Annotated in this window: 16 protein-coding genes; 5 read left to right on the forward strand and 11 right to left on the reverse strand. The window is 64.3% G+C overall.

The genetic code is table 11. The annotated features are described in order from the left end of the window. Window positions 1–250 precede the first annotated feature (250 nt). The gene (locus H7F16_RS05320) at window positions 251–1549 is read left to right on the forward strand and encodes a D-amino acid dehydrogenase (RefSeq protein ID WP_185796481.1); all 1299 of its coding nucleotides are present in this window, start codon (window positions 251–253) and stop codon (window positions 1547–1549) included. An 88-nt stretch (window positions 1550–1637) separates the two neighbouring features. Here H7F16_RS05320 and H7F16_RS05325 read toward each other — a convergent pair whose 3' ends face one another. From H7F16_RS05325 to H7F16_RS05355, 7 genes are all read right to left on the reverse strand, one after another. Further along, entirely contained in the window at window positions 1638–3290 is a 1653-nt protein-coding gene (locus H7F16_RS05325; protein WP_185796482.1) for a peptidoglycan-binding protein, read from the reverse strand. A 74-nt stretch (window positions 3291–3364) separates the two neighbouring features. Further along, on the reverse strand, window positions 3365–3547 hold the full coding sequence (locus H7F16_RS05330; protein ID WP_185796483.1) for a hypothetical protein: 183 nt from the start codon (window positions 3545–3547) through the stop codon (window positions 3365–3367). A gap of 76 nt (window positions 3548–3623) precedes the next feature. Next, a complete protein-coding gene (gene rfbA / locus H7F16_RS05335) occupies window positions 3624–4496 on the reverse strand; it encodes a glucose-1-phosphate thymidylyltransferase RfbA (RefSeq protein ID WP_185796484.1) in 873 nt (290 codons plus the stop codon). Beyond that, on the reverse strand, window positions 4496–5353 hold the full coding sequence (gene rfbD / locus H7F16_RS05340) for a dTDP-4-dehydrorhamnose reductase (RefSeq protein ID WP_185796485.1): 858 nt from the start codon (window positions 5351–5353) through the stop codon (window positions 4496–4498). Before rfbD ends, rfbA begins: the two co-directional genes overlap by 1 nt. After that, a complete protein-coding gene (gene rfbB / locus H7F16_RS05345) occupies window positions 5350–6390 on the reverse strand; it encodes a dTDP-glucose 4,6-dehydratase (protein ID WP_185796486.1) in 1041 nt (346 codons plus the stop codon). The genes rfbD and rfbB overlap by 4 nt, the downstream gene beginning before the upstream one ends. Beyond that, the gene (gene rfbC / locus H7F16_RS05350; protein WP_185796487.1) at window positions 6387–6941 is read right to left on the reverse strand and encodes a dTDP-4-dehydrorhamnose 3,5-epimerase; all 555 of its coding nucleotides are present in this window, start codon (window positions 6939–6941) and stop codon (window positions 6387–6389) included. Before rfbC ends, rfbB begins: the two co-directional genes overlap by 4 nt. Before the next feature lie 60 nt (window positions 6942–7001). Beyond that, window positions 7002–7640 carry an SGNH/GDSL hydrolase family protein gene (locus H7F16_RS05355; RefSeq protein ID WP_185796488.1) on the reverse strand — a complete coding sequence of 213 codons (639 nt, stop codon included), beginning with the start codon at window positions 7638–7640 and terminating at the stop codon, window positions 7002–7004. Window positions 7641–7774: 134 nt separating this feature from the next. Between H7F16_RS05355 and H7F16_RS05360 the strand changes: the two genes are divergently transcribed. Genes H7F16_RS05360 through H7F16_RS05370 form a run of 3 tightly spaced genes read left to right on the forward strand, consistent with a single transcriptional unit; the run spans window position 7775 to window position 9530 of the window. Further along, complete coding sequence (locus tag H7F16_RS05360; RefSeq protein WP_185796489.1) at window positions 7775–8677, forward strand: thioredoxin family protein; 903 nt, start codon at window positions 7775–7777, stop codon at window positions 8675–8677. Window positions 8678–8703: 26 nt separating this feature from the next. Further along, window positions 8704–9348, forward strand: coding sequence for an LON peptidase substrate-binding domain-containing protein (locus H7F16_RS05365; RefSeq protein WP_185796490.1), 645 nt, complete (start codon window positions 8704–8706; stop codon window positions 9346–9348). Further along, a complete protein-coding gene (locus H7F16_RS05370; protein ID WP_185796491.1) occupies window positions 9345–9530 on the forward strand; it encodes a Trm112 family protein in 186 nt (61 codons plus the stop codon). Before H7F16_RS05365 ends, H7F16_RS05370 begins: the two co-directional genes overlap by 4 nt. 39 nt (window positions 9531–9569) lie before the next feature. Here H7F16_RS05370 and H7F16_RS05375 read toward each other — a convergent pair whose 3' ends face one another. From H7F16_RS05375 to H7F16_RS05390, 4 genes are all read right to left on the reverse strand, one after another. After that, window positions 9570–9992, reverse strand: a complete 423-nt coding sequence (locus H7F16_RS05375; protein ID WP_185796492.1) for an NUDIX domain-containing protein — start codon at window positions 9990–9992, stop codon at window positions 9570–9572. Between the two features lie 5 nt (window positions 9993–9997). Continuing rightward, the gene (locus tag H7F16_RS05380; RefSeq protein ID WP_185796493.1) at window positions 9998–10273 is read right to left on the reverse strand and encodes an NfeD family protein; all 276 of its coding nucleotides are present in this window, start codon (window positions 10271–10273) and stop codon (window positions 9998–10000) included. Next, window positions 10273–11151: an SPFH domain-containing protein gene (locus tag H7F16_RS05385; RefSeq protein ID WP_185796494.1), complete on the reverse strand. Its 879-nt coding sequence runs from the start codon at window positions 11149–11151 to the stop codon at window positions 10273–10275. Before H7F16_RS05385 ends, H7F16_RS05380 begins: the two co-directional genes overlap by 1 nt. 63 nt (window positions 11152–11214) lie before the next feature. Next, window positions 11215–11718, reverse strand: a complete 504-nt coding sequence (locus tag H7F16_RS05390; RefSeq protein WP_185796495.1) for a GNAT family N-acetyltransferase — start codon at window positions 11716–11718, stop codon at window positions 11215–11217. Window positions 11719–11784: 66 nt separating this feature from the next. On the opposite strand from H7F16_RS05390, the gene H7F16_RS05395 reads away from it, so the two are divergent. Then, window positions 11785–13038 carry a DNA polymerase IV gene (locus tag H7F16_RS05395; RefSeq protein WP_185796496.1) on the forward strand — a complete coding sequence of 418 codons (1254 nt, stop codon included), beginning with the start codon at window positions 11785–11787 and terminating at the stop codon, window positions 13036–13038. The last annotated feature ends 10 nt before the right edge of the window (window positions 13039–13048 follow it).

A 13048-nucleotide genomic window follows, 5' to 3' on the forward strand; every position in this document is an offset into this window, starting at 1 on the left:
GTGGCATTGCGATGTTGCGGAAAAGTGCCTGCCTCGTGATCGCCCGTCATCAAGCAATGAAGCGGCGAAAAATCCCGTCATGTCGCGGTCATTCTTCGCTATATCTGGACAAGGCAGAATAATCTTCGACAATTGCTTATTTTATTCGCGCTTTCTTCCAAGAACGGGAAGAACGGCGCGCAGCTTTGCCAGCACCTTGCGCGGCAATGCCTGCATCTTGCGGGAAATCTTCTTCAAGGCAGTGGCACTCATGAAAATCGTGGTTCTCGGCTCTGGCGTCATCGGCGTGACCTCGGCGTGGTATCTGGCCAAGGCGGGGCACGAGGTGACGGTGATCGACCGTCAGGCTGGCCCCTCGCTCGAGACGTCCTTCGCCAATGCGGGCGAGATCAGCCCCGGCTATTCCTCGCCCTGGGCCGCGCCGGGCATCCCGCAAAAGGCGATCAAGTGGATGTTCATGAAACATGCGCCCCTGATCATCCAGCCGCGCCCCGATCTGGCGAAACTGGGCTGGATGGCGAAGATGCTCGCCAACTGCACGACCGAAGCCTACCAGACCAACAAGCGCCGCATGGTCCGCCTGGCCGAATACTCGCGCGATTGCCTGATGGAACTGCGGTCCGAAACCGGCATTTCCTATGACGAACGCACCCAAGGCACGCTGCAACTCTTCCGCACGGCAAAACAGGTCGAGGCGGCAGCAAAGGACATCGACGTCCTGCGCGCCGACGGCGTGCCGTTCGAAGTGCTGGACCGCGACGCCTGCATCGCCGCCGAACCCGGCCTTGCCGCAGCGCGCGACAAGATCGCGGGCGGCCTGCGCCTGCCCGGCGACGAAACCGGCGACTGCTTCAAATTCACCAACAGCCTTGCCGACATGGCCGCCGCTGCCGGCGTGACCTTCCGCTACGGCATCTCCATCGACGGGCTGGAAGCCGCAGGTTCGCGTATCGAAGCTGTCCGCACCAGCACGGGCCGGATCACGGCAGATGCTTTCGTCGTGGCACTGGGCAGCTACTCGCCCTTCCTCGTGGCTCCCTTTGGCATCAAGCTGCCGGTCTATCCGGTCAAGGGCTACTCGATCACCGTTCCGATCACCGACGAAAGCCGCGCGCCGGTTTCGACCGTCATGGACGAGACCCACAAGATCGCCATTACCCGTCTGGGCGACCGCATCCGCGTGGGCGGCATGGCCGAAATCGCGGGCTTTGACCTGTCGCTCAACCCGAAACGCCGCGCCACGCTGGAACATTCGGTCGAGGATCTTTTCGGCGGCGCGGGCGACCAGTCGCGCGCCAGCTTCTGGACCGGACTGCGCCCGATGACACCCGATGGCACCCCCGTCGTGGGCCGTTCGCCGGTTTCGAACCTGTTCCTGAACACCGGCCACGGCACGCTCGGCTGGACGATGGCGGCAGGGTCGGGCCGTGTGCTTGCCGACATCGTCTCGGGCCGTGCGACAGAAATCGAAAGCGCCGACCTCGGCTTTGCCCGTTACGAACGCAAGGTGACGCGGCCTGCACGGGTCGGCGCGGCCTTGCCTGCGTGATTTCGCACTCGGACAAATATCCTCGGGGGGTGAGCCCCGCAGGGGCGAGGGGGGCTGACAGCCCCCCTGATTTTTCGCAGAAAAATCGTCAGTTCCCCAACCTCAGGACCGCCCCTGCCAAAAGGGCAACGGTGGTCGTCTGGTCGAGGTATCCTGTCGCATCCATGTTCCGCGCTTCCTGAAACCGGCGGATCGCACGGCGGGTGCGGTCGTCGAACTGGCCATCGACCTTGCCCGGTTTCAGGCCCAGCGCGTCGAGCCGTGTTTCGATGACGCGCCGCGCTTCCGGCCCCAGCCCGAGGGCGGCTTCGACCGCCTCCTGTCGCGCCGTCTGGTCGCCGCTTTCCGCTTCCGACGTCAAAGCGTCGATTCGCGCCTGGGCTTCGCCTGCGAATGCCCCGTCGGGATAGCTTGCAAGATAGTCCTGATAGGATGCGATGGTCTGATCGCGCGAGGCCAAATCCCATGCCGCGCGGTCGGCCGCTTCGGCCTGATCCATCCGGTCGGCTTCGGATGCTTTCAGGCGCTCTTCGGCCAAGTCGGCATAAAGCCCGTCGGGATAGCGTTTGAGATAGGTGCGCAGGCCGGCTTCATCGCCTGCGGCACCGGTTTCCTGCCAATAGGCGCGGTCTTCGGCCTCGACCGCCTTTTGCCGCGCGGCGGCCTCGGCCTCGAGCGCGGCGGAACGTGCGTCGGCCTGTTCGGTCAGTTTCACGATCTGGTCGCGGGTCAGGTAAGAGGTGGCCTCGTAGCCGTTTTTCTTCTGCCATGCGGCGATGGCGGTGCGCGACCCGGCGCCGAAAACCCCGTCGATCCCTTTCGGGTCGTATCCCACAAGTGACAGACCGCGCTGTATCGCGCGGCGGTCATCGCGGTTCAGGGCAAGTGCTGCCTCTGCCTCGCGCGCCTCGCGTTGCGGTTCTGCCTTGATGCGGGCGATCTCGGCCCGCGCCTCGTCGAGATAGCGCCCTTTGGCGTAGCGTTTGGCATAGGCCTCATAGGCGCCAAGCGTGCCCTGCTCGACCGTGCTTTCCCAGAAGACCGCTTCGGCATCGGGTCCGGGCAAGGGGTCGGCCGCAGCGCCCGCGTCCGCCGGACGGAAGGGCACCAGACCGGACAGAAAACCGTCTGCCGTCAGGTCGGGATTGGCGTCGAGCATCACGGCCAGAGATTGGCCCCGCAGCGGCAGCGCGCGCGCCACGAAATCGGCAACCCGCGCCGCATCGCCACGGATCAGGGTCACCCCCTGCGGCACGGGAACCGACCCGATCCCCGGGTCGAGACCGGGACCAAGCGGCAAGCGGCGAGGCTCGGTTCCCAGCACGACGACCGCGCCGCCCGGAGCTTCGGACGCCACCTCAAGCACCGTCGCAAGGGAAATGCCGACACCGTCGACCGTGGCAAGGTCGGGCACCGATGCTTCGACCCCCAGAAACCATGTATTGCTCGCGGCCTGTGCGAAGTGGCCGGACAGGACGATGACCAGACGCCCGTTTTCCGGCGCGGCCTGAACGAGCGGCGAAAGAAGGCCACGGATTTCGGGGGCTTGCATATCCTGACCCGAGGTGACGTCGAACCCCGCAGCCTGTAGCGCATCGACGGCACCCAAGGCGGCGTCAGCCTCGGTTATGTCGGCACCATCCGAATAATTCTCGTTCCCGACGATGACGGCGCGATCCTGCGCCCAAAGGGGAACTGCGGTGCAGAGCAAAAAGGCGGCAAGGCTGATCGGGCGGAACATGGGCAGACCTCCAAAGATTTCCTGACAAAACCCTTGGCCCGCCCGCTTTGTTCCGTCGGACCGAAGCGAAGCCGTCAGACCATGTCGCGCGACAGGCGCATATAGGTGAACATGCCTGTCAGAAAGCCTGCGAAGGCCAGCAACCCGGCGGTTACCATCTGCTGGGGGTCTTCGATCCGTGCCGAGAGGGCAAGATAACCGAAGGCCCAGAAACCCGACCAGCTTACGACGCAGGCCACGGCGATCACTTTGCGCATACTCCCCTCCTCCCAAAGGTTCGTTGGCGCAAGCGTAACCCAAGTGGCGCAAAACGCATCATCTATTCTGCATATGTCATTCCGAAAGGACCGAGGCGAGGTAGCGCCCGTAGTCGTTCTTGCGGAACACCTCGGCCCGCGCCGCCAATTGCGCTGCCGAAATGAACCCCGCGCGATAGGCGATTTCGTCAGGGCTGCCGACTTGCAGGCCCTGACGGTCGGTCAGGGTGCGGACGAAGTTTCCGGCGTCCAGCAGCGAGCCGTGGGTTCCGGTGTCAAGCCAAGCGAAACCGCGGCCCATCTTCTCGACCTGAAGGGACCCTTCCTCGCGGTAGATTTCCAGAAGATCGACGATTTCCAGCTCGCCCCGAACCGATGGCTTCACGCCCCGGGCCAGTCGGGGCGCGCGGCCGTCGAGGTAGTAAAGCCCGGTGACCGCATAGTTCGACGGCGGCACGGCGGGTTTTTCGATGATGTGCTGCACGCGGCCATCCTTGTCGAAAGCCACGACGCCGTAGCGTTCCGGATCGGCCACGCGGTAACCGAACACCGTGCCGCCATCGCGCTGCGCATCGGCGCGTGCCAGCGTTTCGGGCAGACCGTGACCGAAAAAGATGTTGTCACCCAGCACCATCGCGCTTGGCGCTCCGTCGAGAAAATCTTCGGCCAGCAGATAGGCCTGCGCCAGCCCGTCGGGCGAGGGCTGGACGATATAGGTGAAGGAAAGGCCCCATTGCGAGCCATCGCCCATCAGGCGCTTGAACTGGGCCTGATCCTCTGGCGTGGTGATGATGGCGATCTCGCGGATGCCACCCAGCATCAGCACGGACAGCGGGTAATAGATCATCGGTTTGTCGTAGAGCGGCAAAAGCTGCTTTGACACGCCCATGGTGATCGGCCAGAGCCGCGTGCCGGATCCGCCCGCCAGAATGATCCCCTTGCGCTGCATCAATGCTCTCCCAGTTCCGCCACCACATCTGCCAGACCGATCCGCCAATCGGGCCGCACCACGCCGAAATCACGGGTCAAGGCGGTGCAGTCCAGTCTGGAATTGGCAGGACGCCTGGCCGGAGTGGGATAGGCATCGGTCGGGATATCATTGATAGCACAGGTCAGGCCGGCCCTGTCCATGATGGCACGCGCGAAATCTGCCCAGCTGACATCGGGACTGCCCGCGAAATGGTAGATGCCGCCCGACGCCCCGCCCGCAAGCGCCCCTGCGGCAACGAAAAGCGCATCGGCGATGGCTGCGGCGGGTGTCGGCCCGCCGATCTGGTCTGCCACCACGTTCAGGCTTTGGCGTTCGGCCCCGAGACGCAGCATCGTTTTCACGAAATTGGCCCCATGCGCCGAAAAGACCCAGCTTGTCCGCAAGACCACCGCCCGCGCGCCGCTATCGATGATAGCAATCTCGCCCGCGCGCTTGCTGCGGCCATAGGCGTTGCGGGGTGCGGTTGGCCGGTCGGGGGTGAAGGGCGCCGTGCCTTCGCCGTCAAAGACGTAATCGGTCGAGATATGCAGAAACGGCACCCGGAGCGCGGCGCATTCACGCGCCATCGCGGCGGGTGCTTCGGCGTTGACGACATGCGCGGCTGCTTCCTCGGACTCGGCCTTGTCCACGGCCGTCCATGCTGCGGCGTTGATGACGGCATCGGCCCGCGCCGCGCGAACCGCCGCCGCGCAGCTTGCCGGGTCAGACAGGTCGGCGCGGTCGCGGCCCAGAAACTCGGCCATGACACCTGCGGGAAGGCGCCGCGCCAGTTCTTGCGCGACCTGCCCTGTCTTGCCGAAAACCAGAACCCTCACGCCTTGACCCCCAGACGCTGGCCCACTCCGGCACGGTTCTGCAAGGCGCGCCACCACGTTTCGTTGTCGAGATACCAGCGCACCGTGCGCCGCAGCCCTTCCTCGACCGTGACCGATGGCCGCCAGCCGAGTTCGGTCCTGATCCGTGTCGGGTCGATGGCATAGCGCAGGTCATGGCCCGGACGGTCGGCGACGAAAGTGATCAACCGGTCATAGGGCGCGCCGTCGGGGCGCATCTCGTCGAGCAGCGCGCAGATGATACGGACCAGGTCGATATTGCGGGCCTCGTTCTCGCCGCCGATGTTGTAGCTGCGCCCGATGGCACCCTTGTCCAGCACGCACAGCAGGGCATCGGCGTGATCCTCGACGAAAAGCCAGTCGCGCACGTTCTGCCCGTTGCCGTAGACCGGAATGGGCTTGCCCGCCAAGGCGTTCAGAATGACCACGGGCACCAGCTTTTCGGGAAAGTGGAAGGGGCCGTAATTGTTCGAGCAATTCGTCAGGACGACGGGCAGGCCATAGGTTTCATGCCACGCCCTGACCAGATGGTCGCTTGCCGCCTTTGACGCCGAATAGGGGCTGTTGGGCGCATAGGGGGTGTCTTCGGTGAATTTGCCCGTCGCGCCCAGACTTCCGAACACCTCGTCGGTCGAGATGTGGTGAAAGCGGAACCCTTGGGGTTTGCCCTTGCGAACCCAATGGGCACGCGCGGCTTCCAGCAGGTTGAAGGTGCCGGTCACGTTGGTTTCCACGAAATCGCCCGGCCCGTCGATGGAACGGTCGACATGGCTTTCGGCGGCAAGATGCATGATCGCATCGGGTTCGTGTCTGGCAAGGACGGCATCAAGCGCCGCGCGGTTGCGGATATCGGCATGCTCGAAGGAATAGAGGGGCGAGTCTGCGACCGATGCGACGTTGTCGAGACAGGCCGCATAGGTCAGCGCATCCAGATTCACCACCTGATGCCCGCGCGCCACGGCAAGCCGCACCACGGCAGACCCGATGAAGCCCGCGCCACCTGTGACCAGTATTTTCATGCCGCACCATAAACAAAAGGCGATTGCCAGTCGGCAAAGGCCGGGGCCACTTGATCCTTGGCCGACAGCACCGGGTCGGTCACGCCCCAATCGATTCCGACGCTGTCCCACCTGACGCCGCCGTCACAATCGGGGGCGTAGACGTCGCTGCATTTGTACTGGACCTCGGTTTCGGGTGCGGTGGTCACGAAACCATGCAGAAACCCCTTGGGAACCAGAAGTTGCCGTCCGTTCGCGGCGGTCAATTCGACAGCGACCCACTTGCCATAGGTTGCAGAGCCGATGCGGGCATCGACTGCGACATCAAGTATCGCACCGCGCGAGCAGCGCACGAGTTTGTCCTGCGCATGCGGCGGCTTCTGGTAGTGCAGGCCGCGCAAGGTGCCCTTTGCCGCCGAGAAGGAATGGTTGTCCTGCACGAAAACGGTCGAAACCCCTGCGGCGGCCATGCGCTGCGCGTTGAACGTTTCGGAGAACCAGCCACGCGCATCGCCGAAGCGCTGCGGCGTAAGGATCAGGACTCCGTCAAGCGCGGTGGTTTCGATCTGCATGGCGACCCTTTCATGTTGCAGTGCAGCATTTCGACCCACCGCGGCGAAATCAAGGCAGGGTTACAGCAATTCCTGTACGGCCCGCGCCACGGCAAGACCAAGCTTGCCATGCGCCGCCTCGTCGTAATGCACACCGTCGACCATGCTTACCGAAATCACCTTTCCAGCATCCAGATAGCCGATCCCGCGCGAGCGCGCCAAATCCTCGTAAAGCGGCGGCAAGGCCTGCGACCGCGCGGCGCCGCCCCAGAATTCGGTCTTGATCGGCCCGACCTCGACGACTGGCGGGGGGCAGATCAGCAAGATCTTGAATCCGCCATGCCGCGCCTGCATCTCGATCGACATGGCAAGGTCCAAAAGCCCCGCGATGCCCGCCACAACGATTTCGGGCGTTGCTGCGAAGCGGGTCTTTACGTCGTTGGTGCCCAGCATCAGCGTCATCACATCGATGGGGCCGTGGCTTTGAAGGGCCATTTTCAGCCCTTCGCGCCCGTCCATGATATCGCCCATGACGGGATCGACAAAAGCCGCCGTCCGGCCCGGAAGCCCTTCTTCCACAAGTTCCCAATCAGCCCCGAGCGCCGCCTGCGTCACGGTGGGCCAGCGCACGCCGCGCCCGAAACGGGCATAGACGCCCCGGTCGACGATGGGCGGCGTGCCGTGGGTATTGCTGTCGCCAAAGGTGAATAGGATCGGCATGATGGTTCCCCGCCCGCGGTGCATTTGGCCGCAGGCTAGGGCGCGGCGGCCTGCAGGTAAAGCGCCTTTGCCCCCTTGGACTTTGCGCGCCCCGCGATCATATAGGGGCAAAGCTTTCCGGATGAGGGCACAGCATGTTTGGAATGGGCGATACCCCCGCCGTTGCGGGTGATCTGGTCAAGGATGTGACCGAAGCAACCTTTATGGCCGATGTCATCGAAGCCAGTCGCGAGGTGCCGGTCATCGTCGATTTCTGGGCGCCGTGGTGTGGCCCGTGCAAGACGCTTGGCCCGCAGCTCGAAGCCGCGGTCAAGGCTGCGGGCGGCAAGGTCCGCATGGCAAAGGTCGACGTCGACCAGAACCAGATGATCGCAGGCCAGCTGCGCGTGCAGTCGATCCCCACCGTCTATGCCTTTTGGCAGGGCCAGCCCGTCGACGGGTTCCAAGGGGCCGTGCCGGCATCGGAGGTCAAGAAATTCATCGACCGCGTCGCGGCGCTTGCCGGTGACGGCGGTCTGGCCGAGGCGCTCGAAGCCGCAGAACAGATGCTTGCCGAGGGTGCGGTGACGGACGCCGCCGAAACCTTTGCCGCCATTCTGGGCGAAGAGCCGGAGAACGCATCGGCCTTTGCCGGACTGGTTCGCTGCCACCTTGCGCTGGACCAGCTTGACCAAGCCGAGGCGATGCTTGCCGCCGCCCCGCCCGCGATTGCCAAGGCCAAGGAGATCGACGCCGTGCGCGCGCAGATCGAACTGGCAAAACAAGCGGCAAATGCCGGTCCCGAGCAAGACCTGCGCGCCGCGGTTGAGAAAGACCCGCACAGCCGTCAGGCCCGTTTCGACCTTGCCTTGGCGCTTCACGCCGCTGGCAAGGTGGAAGAGGCGGTTGACGTGCTGCTCGACCTGTTCCGGCTTGACCGCGAATGGAACGACAGCGCCGCCAAAACCCAGCTGATGACGATCTTCGAGGCGCTGAAGCCCACCGATCCCATCGTTCTGAAGGGGCGTCGCCGGCTTTCCTCGATGATATTTGCCTAGAGGCCCATGCGGGCTATCTGCACCCCATGATGCATGCCTCAGACTTGCCCGAGACGATTCCCGTTTTCCCCCTTCCGGGGGCGTTGTTGCTGCCGCGTGGGCGGTTGCCTTTGCATATTTTCGAGCCGCGCTACCTTGCGATGATCGAAGATTGCCTGAAAACCAAGCACCGGCTGATCGGAATGATCCAGCCGCGAGAGGTTCCGGGCACGGGCGAGAAGCGGTTGAACGCAATCGGCTGCGCGGGGCGACTGACGGGGTTTTCCGAAACCGAGGACGGGCGCTATATGGTGACCCTGTCGGGCATCTCGCGCTTTCGGGTCAAGGACGAGGTGCAGGGTTTCACCCCGTACCGGCGCTGCAACGTCGACTGGACGGGTTTCGGCCGCGATCTTGGTGCGCAGGAAGAGGACGCCGGTTTCCAGCGCGAGGAATTTCTTGCCCTGCTCAACCGCTTCTTTCTTTCGTTGAACCTGTCGACCGACTGGTCCAGCCTGAAAGAGGCCGAGACCGAGTTGCTTATCAACTCGCTTTCCATGCTGTGTCCCTTTACGCCCGAGGACAAGCAGGCCCTGTTGGAAGCGCCCTCGTTGACGACGCGGCGCGAAACTTTGGTGACCCTGATCGAATTCGCCATGCGCAGCGGTTCAGGGGATGAGGTGATGCAATGAGCGACAGCGCAACCGTGTTCGACCGGCGGATGCTTGAATCCCTTGTTTGCCCCGTGACGCAGGCAACGCTGTCTTATGACGCCGCGCGGCAGGAACTGGTATCGAAACAGGCCAACCTTGCCTTTCCGATCCGCGACGGCATTCCGATCATGCTGATTTCCGAGGCGCGAACGCTGGACTAGGGGTGTTGGTGCGGCGGAACGCGGGCGCAGCCTGAAGGTTCAGGCCAGTCCCATCGCCTTCCACGCCATCGCCGCCCGCCGCTGCATTTCGGGAATCGCCTGCCCGTGGGCCAGAAAGGCCGCAACCTCCATCATCTCCCAACGCTGCCCTTCGTCGCCGAAGCGGATGGCGGAAATCTCTTCCTCGGCCAGCAACCCGCCGAACAGGACCGAGGGGCGGGTCGGCACCGTCATCGACGGGAGCACCCGCGCGAAAAGCAGCCGCCCGGGCGAGAGTGTCAGGCCGAATTCCTCGACGATCTCGCGCAGGACGCACTCCTCGGCGCTTTCCCGGCCTTCGCGTCCGCCGCCGGGCAAGTCCCACCAACCGGCCCAAGGCAGGCCCGCGATGTCGTCGCGCTGATAGGTCAGCAGGCGGCCACCGCAGAACAGCGCGGCCTTGGCACCAACGAAATCAGACACGCGCTTCAATCATTGATGTCGCGATCCCACAGTTTGACCTGACCTTCGCGCACGCCCATCGTGCGGCGCAGGGCCAGCCAAGCCAGCACAGACATGACGGCAAAGAGGAACAGCAGAACCGCCAGTCCGCCGGCGAAGATGCCAAAGCCTACCAAGGCCCCCGTCAGCACCGCGCCGATTGCAAAGCCCAGAAAAATGTAGCCCGGCGCCATCACCTCGAGCCCGCCCAGCACGAAACCCGCGACGATCCAGACCCACCAGACCTGCCAAAGACCCTCCATCACGCGCGCCCCTTGAGCATCTTGAAGGCATCGCCAAAGGCGTCCAGCACACTTGTCGGCAGGATCACGGTCTGCTTGCCCTGCCCGACGGCGACGGCCTGCAACGCCTCGACCTGTTTCAGCGCCACCTGATATTGCGCCGCTTCCAGACCGCTTTCCTTGATGGCCACGGCGATCACGCCGGTCGCATAGGCCTCGGCATCGGCCAGAACGCGCCGCGCCTTGGCCGATTGCTCGGCGGCGTAAAGGTCGCCATCGGCGGCAAGTTCCACCGCCCGTTTGCGCCCCTCGGCCTCCATCACCTGCGCCCGCCGCGCACGTTCGGCGTTGAGTTGTTGCAGCATCGCCGCCCGCGTGGCGTCATCCAGATTCACGTCGAGGATTTCGGCCCGCGTCACCTCGACCCCCCAGTCGTCGACCATCGCGCTGACCTGTTCGCGCACGCGTTCGATCAGTTGCGCGCGGTTCGACTGCACCTGATCCAGTTCCAGCTTGCCGATTTCGGACCGCACGATCCCCGCCACGGTCGTGGCAATCGCACCGTCTACGTCGCGGATGCGGTAAACAGTCTTTTCCGGCTCGGTGATGCGGTAGAAAACGCTCGTCTCGACCTTAACAAGCACGTTGTCGGCGGTGATGGCGTCCTGGCTCGCATTGGGAAGCTGCCGTTCTAGGATGGAAATCTTGTGCGGCACACGGTCGAGGAAAGGCACGATGAAGTTGATACCGGGCCCGAGAACGGCGCGAAGCCGCCCGAACCGTTCGACCACGTGCTTTTCCGACTGCGGCACGATCCGCACGCCAAGAAAGACGCAGAGGATAAGAAAGGCCGCGATTGCCAGAAAGACCGCGTTGCCGCCGAACAAAGGCTCGTTCATCGTCTACTCCTGTCCAAAGGATACAGGCCGAAGATGTGGGCAATGCCGGTTGTGCGCAAGCGGTCAGAACGATGCGCGCATGAAGATCGTGATCGGCGCAAGATCGGGTGGCGCGTCGCGGAACGGGGCGCAGACCGAAAAGCCGAACCTTTGGTAAAGCCGGATCGCATCGGCCATGAAGGGCGCCGTCTCTAGCACCGCACCTTTGTAGCCCTTGCCCTGCACGGCGGTGCAAAGGTCCGCGAGAAGGGCCTTGGCCAGCCCGCCACCACGCGCCATCGGGTCAAGCCAGACCAGAAGCACCTCGGCCTGCCCGGCGTCATAGCGGGAAAAACCGGCATGGCCGCAAATGGCTGCGCCCTGTTCGACAACCAGCATCGCGGCATCCTGCGCCGTGAAGATGCGCTGCAAATCCTCGACCGTGTCGCTGTAATAGGCCGCGGCCACGCCATCGGCGGGATAGCCGAGCTTTCGGCACTCTGCCTCGTCCCAGGCGGCCATTTCGGCGCGCATGCGGTGGATCGTTCGGAAATCGGCAAGGTCCGTCGCCAGCCTGATGGTATGCATGCCCGCTCTCTGCTGCCCCTGAGCAAGGCTAGCACGCGCCTGCCTGCCCGTGCTAGCCTTGCACCCATGCCCGCCCTGTGCCGCGATTGCCTGACCACCTTTGACAGCGGCCGCCGCTGCCCGTCGTGCCGCAGTCCGCGCGTGCTGTCCCACCCCGAGCTTTTCGACCTGTCGGTCGCACATATGGATTGCGACGCCTTTTACGCCAGCGTCGAAAAGCGCGACGATCCCGGCCTTGCCGACAAACCCGTCATCGTAGGCGGTGGCACGCGGGGAGTGGTTTCGACCTGCTGCTACATCGCACGCATCAGCGGTGTCCGTTCCGCCATGCCGATGTTTCAGGCGCTGAAGCTTTGCCCCGATGCGGTCGTGGTGAAGCCGCGCATGTCTGTCTATGTCGAAGCCAGCCGCAAGATCCGCGCCATGATGGAGGAGTTGACCCCCTCGATCGAACCCCTGTCGCTGGACGAGGCCTTTCTCGACCTGTCGGGCACGACCCGCCTGCACGGCGCGCCCCCTGCGGTGCAGATGGCGCGTCTGTTGCGGCGGATGGAGACGGAGCTGGGCCTGTCGGGATCGGTCGGGCTGTCGCACAACAAGTTTCTGGCGAAGATCGCGTCCGACCTCGACAAGCCGCGCGGATTTTCGGTGATCGGCAAGGCCGAGACGCAGGCCTTTCTGACGCCGAAATCGGTGCGCATTATCTGGGGGGTGGGAACGGCCATGCAGACGGCACTGGAAGCGGCGGGCATACGGACCATTGCCGACCTTCTGCGCTGGGACCGCGCCGACCTGTCGGCCCGCTTCGGCAGCATGGGCGACCGCCTTTGGCACCTTGCCCGCGGTCTGGACCACCGCCGCGTCATGCGCGACGAAAAGCCCAAGTCGATCAGCAAGGAAACCACCTTCTTCGAGGATACGTCCGACCCCGACATCCTCGACGGCCATTTGTGGAGGTTGGCCGAGCAGGTCGCCGACCGCGCCAAGGCAAAGCGTCTGGCGGGCAGGACCGTGGTGCTGAAGCTCAAGACCGGCGATTTCCAGACCGTCACGCGCCGCCATGCGCTGGGAGATGCAACGCAGACCGCAGACCGAATCTATCGTGCGGTCCGCGAGTTGTACGACCATGCGGGCGCGCGTGGCCCTTTTCGGCTGATCGGCGTGGGCATAGCCGACCTGACCCCCGAATCCGAGGCAGACCGTTCAGGCGACCTGCTTGACCCCGATGCGGGCAAACGCGCGGCAGCCGAACGGGCGACCGATGCCATCCGCGCGCGCTTCGGCGCCGAAGCGATCATCAAGGGCCGCGCCCTGCGCTAGACGAAATCCG

It is taken from the genome of Paragemmobacter straminiformis, from assembly GCF_014243445.1.
In the GTDB taxonomy this organism is placed as follows: domain Bacteria; phylum Pseudomonadota; class Alphaproteobacteria; order Rhodobacterales; family Rhodobacteraceae; genus Paragemmobacter; species Paragemmobacter straminiformis.

Bases quoted from the DNA above. Each gene is read 5' to 3' on its own strand.
- H7F16_RS05390 (WP_185796495.1), bottom strand. From the start codon at position 11,718: ATGCATACCATCAGGCTGGCGACGGACCTTGCCGATTTCCGAACGATC.
- H7F16_RS05365 (WP_185796490.1), top strand. From the start codon at position 8,704: ATGATGCATGCCTCAGACTTGCCCGAGACGATTCCCGTTTTCCCCCTT.
- H7F16_RS05395 (WP_185796496.1), top strand. From the start codon at position 11,785: ATGCCCGCCCTGTGCCGCGATTGCCTGACCACCTTTGACAGCGGCCGC.
- H7F16_RS05370 (WP_185796491.1), top strand. From the start codon at position 9,345: ATGAGCGACAGCGCAACCGTGTTCGACCGGCGGATGCTTGAATCCCTT.
- H7F16_RS05385 (WP_185796494.1), bottom strand. From the start codon at position 11,151: ATGAACGAGCCTTTGTTCGGCGGCAACGCGGTCTTTCTGGCAATCGCG.
- H7F16_RS05330 (WP_185796483.1), bottom strand. From the start codon at position 3,547: ATGCGCAAAGTGATCGCCGTGGCCTGCGTCGTAAGCTGGTCGGGTTTC.
- H7F16_RS05320 (WP_185796481.1), top strand. From the start codon at position 251: ATGAAAATCGTGGTTCTCGGCTCTGGCGTCATCGGCGTGACCTCGGCG.
- rfbB (WP_185796486.1), bottom strand. From the start codon at position 6,390: ATGAAAATACTGGTCACAGGTGGCGCGGGCTTCATCGGGTCTGCCGTG.
- H7F16_RS05355 (WP_185796488.1), bottom strand. From the start codon at position 7,640: ATGCCGATCCTATTCACCTTTGGCGACAGCAATACCCACGGCACGCCG.
- H7F16_RS05360 (WP_185796489.1), top strand. From the start codon at position 7,775: ATGTTTGGAATGGGCGATACCCCCGCCGTTGCGGGTGATCTGGTCAAG.
- H7F16_RS05380 (WP_185796493.1), bottom strand. From the start codon at position 10,273: ATGGAGGGTCTTTGGCAGGTCTGGTGGGTCTGGATCGTCGCGGGTTTC.
- rfbA (WP_185796484.1), bottom strand. From the start codon at position 4,496: ATGCAGCGCAAGGGGATCATTCTGGCGGGCGGATCCGGCACGCGGCTC.
- H7F16_RS05325 (WP_185796482.1), bottom strand. From the start codon at position 3,290: ATGTTCCGCCCGATCAGCCTTGCCGCCTTTTTGCTCTGCACCGCAGTT.
- rfbC (WP_185796487.1), bottom strand. From the start codon at position 6,941: ATGCAGATCGAAACCACCGCGCTTGACGGAGTCCTGATCCTTACGCCG.